Origin of the sequence: Mycobacterium sp. 1423905.2 (genome assembly GCF_001673155.1) — a bacterium.
Taxonomy (GTDB): Bacteria; Actinomycetota; Actinomycetes; order Mycobacteriales; family Mycobacteriaceae; genus Mycobacterium.
Window position 1 is genome coordinate 1 of record NZ_LZLE01000080.1, and the last position, 10106, is coordinate 10106.

At 62.7% G+C, this 10106-nt stretch carries 4 protein-coding genes and 2 pseudogenes; 3 read left to right on the forward strand and 3 right to left on the reverse strand.

The features are described 5' to 3' along the window. Both A9W95_RS04385 and A9W95_RS04390 read right to left on the reverse strand, forming a co-directional pair. Positions 1 to 996 (reverse strand): glycosyltransferase (locus tag A9W95_RS04385; RefSeq protein ID WP_067409403.1); only part of this gene is annotated, 996 nt, incomplete at its 3' end. Between the two features lie 18 nt (positions 997 to 1014). Further along, positions 1015 to 1864: pseudogene (locus tag A9W95_RS04390) on the reverse strand (phthiotriol/phenolphthiotriol dimycocerosates methyltransferase); the annotation flags it as partial. Between the two features lie 231 nt (positions 1865 to 2095). Here A9W95_RS04390 and A9W95_RS04395 point away from each other — a divergent pair. Both A9W95_RS04395 and A9W95_RS04400 read left to right on the forward strand, forming a co-directional pair. Then, positions 2096 to 5548, forward strand: a complete 3453-nt coding sequence (locus A9W95_RS04395; protein WP_067409401.1) for an RND family transporter — start codon at positions 2096 to 2098, stop codon at positions 5546 to 5548. A gap of 181 nt (positions 5549 to 5729) precedes the next feature. Continuing rightward, positions 5730 to 7958, forward strand: a complete 2229-nt coding sequence (locus A9W95_RS04400; protein WP_067409404.1) for an acyltransferase family protein — start codon at positions 5730 to 5732, stop codon at positions 7956 to 7958. A 22-nt stretch (positions 7959 to 7980) separates the two neighbouring features. On the opposite strand, the gene A9W95_RS04405 is transcribed toward A9W95_RS04400, so the two are convergent. Then, positions 7981 to 9723, reverse strand: a complete 1743-nt coding sequence (locus tag A9W95_RS04405) for an AMP-binding protein (protein ID WP_067409402.1) — start codon at positions 9721 to 9723, stop codon at positions 7981 to 7983. 47 nt (positions 9724 to 9770) lie between these two features. Here A9W95_RS04405 and A9W95_RS27445 point away from each other — a divergent pair. Further along, a pseudogene (locus A9W95_RS27445) lies at positions 9771 to 10106 on the forward strand (hypothetical protein); the annotation flags it as partial.

Sequence of the window (10106 nt, forward strand, 5' to 3'; positions counted from 1 at the left end):
CCCGGCGCGAAGCCCCGCGGCGGTCGTACCCGCACCACCGTGATGCACGACCGCACGGCACGCGGGGAAGATGGCGGCGTGGCTGACCGCACGCACCACCTTGACGTGATCGTAGTGCGGTAGCTGAGTCGAGTCGCTTGGGCCAGAGCAGATCAAGGCGCGTTCGCCCAATTGTGCGCATGCCGCGGCAATCATCTTGACCCGGTCAGCCAAGGGGCCGACCGGCATGCTGCCGAAGCCGAAATAGATTGGTGGCTTACCGGCAGCGATCCACGACAGAACCTCGTCGTCGGCGTCAGTCGGGAGACCCATTGTCAGTGCCCCGACGAACGGCCGCCGGCCACTCCATTCGGCCGCCAACCCGGGAAAGCAAACTTCGTCGTAGGCCTGGATCTCCAACGCACCGCGTTCGGCCATGCGCTTAGGCGCCGGACTGGAGGCCTTGGGCAGGCCGAGTTCACGGCGTTGAGCGTCCTCGACGCCCTTGGTAAGACGCCAGTAAAGCCAGTCGGTGGTGTGGATGGTGGAGCGGATGACCGGTCCGGGTAGGCGGGCCGCCGAGAAGCCGAGCTGGCCGTTGGCGCGCATCGGATAGAAGTGCAGTGCGGCCAGTGGCATGTCGTAGTGCTCTGCGACGTTGGCGACGACTTCCTGGTAGATCTGGCCAGTCAAGAGCAGGTCAGCGCCGGCGGCGACGGGAGTCAACATGGCACTGAGCTCTAGCCAGCCCTCGGTGACCGGCGCCATCGCTTCCCGCGCCAACTTCACCGGATTCTGAATTTTCCAGCCGTTGTGCAGGAACTGCTCGTCCAATTGAAGTTGCGAGTCACGAGTCCCGTAAGGGACCGCGTCCAGACCCGCCGCTTCCACGAAACCAATGAGGTTGGGCGGCACGGCAAGTCGCACGTCGTGTCCTCGCCGCTGCAACTCCTGCCCGACTGCGGCGCACGGTTCGATGTCGCCGCGGGTGCCATAGCTGGCCACGACAAATCTCATCAGATCGGCCGCTTTACGTCAGTCCTTGGCGAAGAGGTAGATGCGGTAGGTGAATCCGCCGCCGCGCTTGAGGTCCCGGTCCAACACGTTGACCGCATAACGTGTGAGACCGGTCAGAAAGGCCGGTGCCCGACGACTGATGATTTCTTGGGTCCGTCGGGTGTTGGCATCCAGCCCGCGCTTGGCCTCGTCTTGGATGTCGCGCTGCGCGACCTTGCGCAGCGGAATGTCGGCAAGCGCTGATTCCCATTCTCCGACAACGGGATTACGCCGTGAGTCGGTGTACAGGAAGTGACCACCCGGGCGGAGGACGCGCGCGACTTCAGCCAGAAAGCCGGGAAAATCCGGGTACTGATGCGACGCCTCGACGTTTATCACCGCGTCGAAGGATTCGTCCGGGAAAGGAAGATTTTGGGCGTCGCCCTGAACGAAGTCCAGCCCAGGCAGTTGGTGTCGTTCCCGGCACTTCTCAATGCTGGCCGGGTTCAGATCAAGCCCGGTATAGGACGCCGGACCGAGGTTGCGAGTGATGTAGGAAGCGCCACCGCCGGCACCGCAGCTCACTTCCAAGACCTTCTTGCCCGTGAGGTCGACCTGACTCGCCGTCTGATGGTAGAGCTGGATGCAGTAGCGGTTCGGCTCGTCGGACGGATCCAACGGCAAGCCCATCGGCGGATCTTCTTCGTAACCGAAGTTGAAGAACACCACATCGTCGCCGACCTGGCGGGTGCCAAGCGGCAGCAAGTACTTGGTGGTGATCTTCCCGACCAATGGGTTGGATTGCAGGCGGTATCTCAGAGCCACGGGGGAGAGTGTCGCATGACTCGGCGCCGCGGCGTGCCGAAAAGGCCCAACCTCGATGACCGCAATATCAGCACACGCGTCCAACTTTGTCAGTGTCGAGTTACCTCCGGTACCATTTGGATCCTGCGCTCCGCAACGGCCCCCAACGGGCCACCCTCGTCGTCGGAAAGCGCCCTGAACAGCGGTTTCTTTAGACGCCACGACTCAATGCCGCGCCGACCGCTGCCAAATCGCGGTTAATACGGATATCTTCATTCCCCCTACCCACCAGCACTCTTCCTAGTACGTTTGTGGGGTGGCAGGGCAGGCAAGATCGCACGACGAAGCGAAAATCGGGGGCGTCTTCGACCGCGTCGGAGACTTCGTCGTCAAGTGGCCATGGCTGGTCATCGCCGGCTGGGTTGCCGTCGTCGCGGTCCTGGCGCTGACCTTTCCCCCGCTGCAGGTACAGGCGGCCAAGCACGAGACGAAACCGCTCCCCGACAACGCGCCGACCATGATCGCGCAGCGCGAGATGGACAAGGCCTTCGCTGCCAACCCGGGGGGCTCGTCCGACGGATCCGACGCAAAAGGCAGTGATGCGAAACCGGCCGGATCCTTGCTGTTGGTCATCCTGACTGATGAGAACGGGCTCGGTCCGGCCGACGAGGAGACCTACCGCAAACTCCTGGATAACCTGCACCAGGACACGCAGGACAAGATGTCCGTTCAGGACTTCATGGGCACGCCGGAACTACGGCAATTACTGGAAAGCAAAGACAAGAAGGCCTGGAACCTGCCGATCAACTTGCCAGGCCCAGAAGCAGCGCCCGAGACGCAAGCGGCGCTGATCAATATCCGAGCGATTATCAATAAGACGGTTGCGGGAACGACGCTGACGGCCAACGTCAGTGGTCCGGTGGCCACCGCCGCCGACGTGCAAAAGCTCGGTGAAGACGACGTGCAGATCATCGAGACCGGCACCATCCTCAGCGTGCTGATCATCTTGATCCTCGTTTATCGCAATTTGGTCACCATGCTGTTGCCGCTGGCCACCATCGGTCTCTCCATCGGCGGTGCGCAGGGTGTCTTGTCGGTGTTGTCGGAGCTCGGCCTGACCGTGAACATGCAGTGCATCGTGTTCATGAGTGCCGTCATGATCGGCGCGGGCACCGACTACGCCGTCTTCTTGATCAGCCGATATCACGATTACGTCCGACATGGCGAAACCTCCGATCGTGCGGTGAAGAAAGCGTTGATGTCGATCGGCAAGGTCATTGCCGCATCGGCGGCCACCGTGGCGGTGACGTTCCTGGCCATGGTCTTCACGAAACTCGAAGTGTTCTCAGCAGTCGGCCCGGCGATCACCGTCTCGATCATCGTGTCGCTGCTGACCGCGACTACGTTCCTGCCGGCCATCTTGGTCCTCACCGGGCGACGCGGCTGGATCAAGCCCCGCAAGGAACTGACCACCCGCTTCTGGCGAATCTCGGGAACACGCATCGTGCGGCGCCCGAAGTCGCACCTGGTCGCCAGCCTGCTGGTGCTGGCAATTCTTGCCGGCAGCGCCGCTTTGATCCAGTTCAACTACGACGACCTCAAGACCATGCCGCAGGACATGGACAGTGTGCGAGGACTCAACGCGTTGAATCGCCACTTCCCCATGAACTCGATGACTCCGATGATGCTTTTCGTGCACTCGCCACGTGACTTGCGGACCCCGGCCGCGCTGGGTGACTTGGAGGTCATGTCGCGCCGGATCACCGACCTGCCCGACATCGTGATGGTGCGCGGCTTGACGCGACCCAACGGCGAACCACTCAAGGAAACCAAGGTGTCGTTTCAGGCCGGCGAGGTCGGCGGCAAATTGAACGAGGCATCCAACGCCATCACCGACCACAGCGGCGACCTGGACCACCTCGTCGGCGGTTCCCGCCAGCTGGCCGACGCCCTGGCCGGAGTCCGCTCCCAAGTCAACGAAGCGGTCGCCAGCTCCGCCGGCATGGTCGCGATGTTGGAGAACATGTTGCAGCTCATCGGCGGTGACAAGACCATTCAGCAGCTCGATACCGCGTCGCAATACGTGGGGCGCATGCGGGCGCTCGGCAATAACCTCAGCGGAACCGTTCAGGACGCCGAACAGACCGCCGTCTGGGCCAGCCCGATGGTGGCGGCGCTGAACGAAAGCCCCACCTGTAACGCCGATCCAGCATGTGTACGGTCCCGCTCGCAATTGGCGGCGATCGTCGAATCCGGTAACAACGGACTATTGCGTTCCATCGCCGCCTTCGCCGTCACCCTGCAGCAGACCGAGGGGTACCAGAACCTGGCGATGACGGTCGGCAAACTGCATGACCAGTTGAAACAGATCGTCTCCACTTTGCGGATGGTGCAGGGCCTACCCAACACCTTGTCGCAACTGCAGGCGGGCGCCGGCGCCCTCGCCGACGGCAGTGGGGCGGTAGCCGACGGGGTACAGGCGCTGGTGGACCAGGTCAAGCAGATGGGCGGCGGGCTCAACGAAGCCTCCGGCTTCCTGCTCGGCGTGAAGCGTGACGCAGAGCGGCCCAACATGGCCGGCTTCAACATTCCGCCGCAGATCATGACGCGGGACGAATTCAAGAAGGGCGCGCAGTTCTTCTTGTCGCCCGATGGGCACGCGGCGCGGTACTTCGTGCAGAGCGCCCTCGGCCCATCCTCGAAAGAGGGTATGGACCAGGTCAACAAGATTCTCGCGGCGGCCCGTTCCGCACAACCCAACTCTGAATTGGCCGACGCCAAGGTCGAACTGGTGGGGGTCCCGAGCGGACTTCGCGACACTCGCGAGTTCTACAACTCGGACATCAGATTCATCGTCATCGCGACCATCATCATCGTCTTCTTCATCCTGGTCATCTTGCTGCGGGCTATCGTCGCGCCGCTGTATCTCATTGCCTCAGTGCTGATTTCGTTCCTCTCCGCACTAGGCCTCGCGGTCATTGTTTTCCAACTGATATTGGGCGAACCCCTTCACTGGAGCTTGCCCGGTTTGTCATTCATCTTGTTGGTCGCCGTCGGTGCCGACTACAACATGTTGCTGATCTCCCGGATCCGAGACGAGTCACCGCACGGGGTACGGGTCGGTGTCATTCGCACGGTCGGCTCCACCGGCGGTGTGATCACTTCCGCGGGGCTGATCTTCGCGGCGTCGATGTTCGGTCTGATCGCCGCCAGCATCACCACCATGGCTCAGGCCGGTTTCACCATCGGCATCGGGATTGTGATCGACACGTTCCTGGTGCGCACCATCACGGTGCCCGCTGTGGCCGCGTTGCTTGGTCAAAAGAACTGGTGGCCATCCAAGGTCGGACAAGGCCAGACAGGACACGGCGCCCCCAAGCAATCCGCAGAAATGTGGCTCAACCGGGCGAAATCTCTCATCGGTGGCAAAGCGCAGAAACCGGCCGCCCCGGCTTCGCGTGCCGCTAAGGCGATTGGGCCGGCGCCCGCAAAGAAACCCGTCAGCACCATCGATTTGCTGCCTGGGCACTCGCTACCGCTGTTCGGCCTCACCGCGATGCCCGCCTACGACCTGCCGAAATGTGCGGCCAAGACCGAGCGCAACGGCGATGGAGCAGGCATTGCCAACGAAAAGGTCGACCACTTGCTTACCCACTCGTTGCCCCTATTCGGCCTCGGATATCAACTCCTGGAATCGAATTCGAACGGGCATAGCAAACGCACCGAGCGCCCGGTGAAGCCGAAGCCGGACACTACCATCATCACGTGACCGAGAAGCCCGTCCGGACAGAGGTTTTCGCTGACGCAGACTGGTGCGCCGGACGCTAACGATGAGATGTGCTGCGCCGCAATACCGGTTGCTATACGACTTCATCAGCAATCCCACATACACCGAAAATTCGATAGCTCACATCCGTACATCCACGTCCACTTAATATGAGTGCGTGACCATGCGCCAGTCGGACAGCGTCAGCCCTTCTGACAGCGTTCTGCCAGCTCCAGGCGCACAGGAAAAGCGCACGCCGCAGAGCGGATTCCGCGACGACATCGAGGGATTGCGCGGCTTCACGCTGCTGGCCATTGTGGGCTGGCACATTTCGATGCCTGGGGTGAGCGGTGGCTTTGTCGGCCCCGACATTTTCTTCGAGATCTCAGGTTTCGTCATCACCGGGCAACTCTGGCGCCAAGTGAGCACCACCGGCACCGTCGGGCTCCGCAAGTTCTACGGGGCGCGGGCGCGCCGACTGCTGCCGGTATCTGCCACGGTGGGCGTCATCACTGCAATCGCCGCGGCCCTCTTGCTGCCGGTGGTGCAGGCCCAAAGCGCTTTGAAGGACGCCATTGCTTGCGCGCTGTACGTCCCCAACTTCTGGTTCATCGTCCAGCAGGTCGACTACTTCGCCGGCGGCGCGCCGTCGCCGTTCCAGCACTACTGGACGTTGGGCGTCGAGGAACAGTTCTACCTGTTGTGGCCGCCCCTGATCGTCGGCACGGCATGGTTGATCCGGCGTTTGCGTCGGCGCGCCAAGAATGACGCCCCGCCGTCCAAGAACCCATACCTGGCGCTGGTGACCTTCATCGCGCTCTCGTCGTTCTTGTTGTCGCTCCTCGTCACCTACGTGATGCCGCTGGCGGCGTACTTCTCGCTGTTCACCAGAGCCTGGCAATTGGCCGTCGGGGCCTTGGTGGCCCTGACCGCCGAGTACTGGAGCCGGCTGCCGGCGCGCGCCGCTGTGCTCACCGGATGGGTCGGCATGGCCATGGTGCTGTGGGCCTGCACCGTTTTCACTCCAGACATTCCCTATCCCGGTACCGCCGCGCTGTTGCCCGTGCTGGGCACCGCGCTTATTCTCGGCGCCGGGTGTTCGACACCGAACCAGGGCGCTGGGCGGGTACTCGGATGGTCACCGATGCGGGTGATCGGACGGCTGTCGTACTCGTGGTACCTGTGGCACTGGCCGGTACTGGTGTTCGCCCCCATCTTGGTGGGTCACCGGCTCGGGCTGTTCGGCAATTTCGTCGCGGCCGTCGTCGTCTCCGGCGCGCTGGGTTGGCTCACCCTGCGGTTGATCGAGAATCCGTTGCGATACGCCACTTTCCTGAAACGGTCTCCCTGGAAGAGCCTGGCTTTCGGTGGTGTCGCCTCGGCGGCAGCGGCGTGTGTGGGCGTGGCGCTGCTCATGTGGGTGTCCTCAATACCGATGCCGGTAGCGGTCGCACACGGCGCGGCGGCGCGGCCGCTGACGATCACTCCGCCGCCCATACCCACCGGGGACAACGTCGCACCCTACGACGCTGCGGTGCAGAACGTGTTCGCGCAGGTGCAAGCGGCGGTCGCGTCCTCTGCCGATGTCAAAGCCGTGCCGTCGAACTTGAACCCGTCGCTCGCCGGAGCGGCCGGCGAACTCGGCAAGATGATGTTCGACGGCTGTCTGCGCCTGCCTGTCCAAGCCGGACAGCCTGAGTGTGCGATGGGTGACACCGCCTCAAAAACTACGGTGGCCGTGATCGGCGACTCGCATGCCTCGATGTGGATTCCGGCATTCGAACAGGTCGGCAAGCAACGGCCGTGGCGAATTGAAACCATGGCCAAAGCGGCCTGCCCAATGCTGGACCTGCCCATCGCCAACCGCTTCGTCGCCCCCATCGTCGAGTCCCTACAACACTGTGAGGAATGGCGCGCACAGGTCATGGACCGGTTACGCGCCGAACACCCGCGCTTGGTCGTATTGAGCGTGTTTCGGGGCTACACCGCCACCCACAGCAACGGCTTCCTGTCCGGGTTTTCGTCATACGATTCGGCGTGGAATAACAGCCTGACCCGGCTGGTGGGGCAGCTGCGCGGCTTTGGTGCCAAGGTTTTGGTGCTGGGCCCGCTCCCCCACCTGGACGCACCGGTGCCGGGTTGCCTGTCGGAGCATCTCGACGACGCGACGGCGTGCTCGCCGCCCATGTCATCCGCGTTCAACCGACCTGGTATCGCGGCTGAGGCCGCGGCCGTGAAAGCCGGCGGCGGACAGTACGTTGAGGTAGAAGGACTCTTCTGCACCAAGCAGCGCTGCCCGGTAATCGTCGGCAACACCCTGGTCTATGTCGACGCTGGTCACCTGACACTGGAGTACTCCAAGTTGCTGGCGCCGGCGCTGGCAGCGTTGTCCGACCGCGCCTTGCATAGCTGACGTCGCGCGGGTTGCGAACGAATCAAGCGTCCAAGCGGGAGAACCCGTTCTGGCGGTAGATCTCCACGCATTGGGCACGCCGCGGTTTGCCGCTCGTGGTGATCGGAATCGAACCCTGGGGCACCAGCACAAGATCTGAGGCGCTGAGGCCGTGGCCTTTCGAAATTGCCGACGTGACTTCGCGTTTCACAAAGCCGTACCGTTCCGCGGCTTCTTCGGCCGACTCATCTTTCTTCTTGAGTTCGATCACGGCGACGAGCTTCTCCACCCCGTCCTGCGGAACGGCGATCGCCACACAACGACCAGGACTGATCGTTTGGATGGTCGCCTCAATGTCATCCGGAGAATGGTTGCGCCCGTAGACGATCAGCAGGTCCTTGATGCGGCCCACGATGAACAGTTCGCCGTCGGAGTAGAAGCCGGAGTCTCCCGTCCGCAGCCATGGCGCTTCCGGCGTGCCGGCCGTCGGGTTGACGATCTTTGCACCGAAGGTGTGAGCGGTGGTCTCGGGGTTGTTCCAATAGCCTGTCGCGACATTGCCGCCATGCACCCAGATTTCGCCGACCGTGCCCTCCGGGCACTCGACACCGGTATCGGGATCGACGATGCGCACTTCCTGCGTGTCCACCACGCCGTAGCTGACAAGCGGTGTGCTGGTGTCGCTTTCGGACCGCACAGCGAAACCGTCCGGCAGTTTGGCGGAATCGAAATTCACCACCTTGGGTGGCTCGCCGGCCTGGCGGGTCGCCACGAACACCGTAGTCTCCGCCATCCCGTACGACGGACGAATCACTTTGGGGTCGAGTCCGAACGGAGCGAACCGGTCGACGAAGCGCTTCAACGTAACCGGCTGTACCCGCTCGCTGCCGTTGAGGATCGCGTGGATGCCGCTGAGGTCGAGACCTTCGAGGTCCTCGTCCTTGGTCTTGCGCGAGGCCAAATCGAAAGCGAAGTTCGGTGCGGCCGTGAAACCAAGGGTGTTGGTGCCGAGCATCTGCAGCCACCGGGCGGGCCGCTGCAGGAAGCCGATGGGGCTGGTCAACTTCGCCGGCATCCCAGTCAGGATCGGCATGATCAGACCCAAGATGAAGCCCATGTCGTGATAGAAGGGCAGCCACGAAACCACCGTCGACCCCGGCGGCGCAAGCTTGCCGTACACGCCGTAATAGGCGGTCATGATCTGCTCGAAGTTGGCCATCAGGTTCTTGTTGGAAACCATCACCCCGGCCGGTGTGCGCGTGGAGCCAGAGGTGTACTGCAAGTAGATGATTTCCGGCTGTTCATACTTGGCGCGCGACGCCGCGCCCGGTCTGCCGTCCAGGTCCAGGCGATCGAGCTCGATGATCTTGGTGTCTGTAGGCTGGGCCTGCACGTACTCGGCGACATTGTCGACGACAGCCGACGAAGTGAAGACCACGGCAGGCGAAGTGTCGGCCAGCACCGAGGCCGTGCGTTCATCGTGGGCGCCCCCCATCGGAACCGAGAGCGGAACCGCGATGACGCCGGCATGCAAGGAGGCGAGGAAACTGACGACATAGTCCAGGCTTTGCGGCGCCAGGATCAGCGCCCGGTCGCCGGTGGTCGCGTGCTCTCTGATCAGCGCGGCAAGGTTCAGCATTCTCCGGTAAAGCTGAGCCCACGTCAGGCTTAGTTCGATACCGTCCCACGAATGGTCGTAGTCGATATAGGTCAACGCAACGTCGTTGGGCTGCAGACTCGCACGTTCGCGGACCACGCTGGGAAGTGAGGACTCAACCACGGGCATCAGACTACCGTTGCAGGGAATCCATCTCTGGAAAACGGGATTCCAACGTGGCCGATAATGGTCATATCGTGGACAACCGACTGGCACACATGGACCAAGTGTCATTTCTGGGCGTGCGGGCCCTGGGTTATGGGACTCTGGCGGAGGTTGTTTGGGTCTACAACCGTCCGGCTGATATGGAGGGATTACGTCGTTTCCACCGCAACCTAGGCCGCAGCTTGCTGGGTCGGCGGATCGAACGTTCCCCGTTGCCGTTCGCGCGCGATCGATGGGTGGCATCGCCAGGCCCGGCAGACATCGAGATAGCCAGCAAGCCCCGGCCACGGACTGAGGTGAACGCATGGGCCTATGAGCGCGCGTGCCTACCGATCGATCCGGAACTC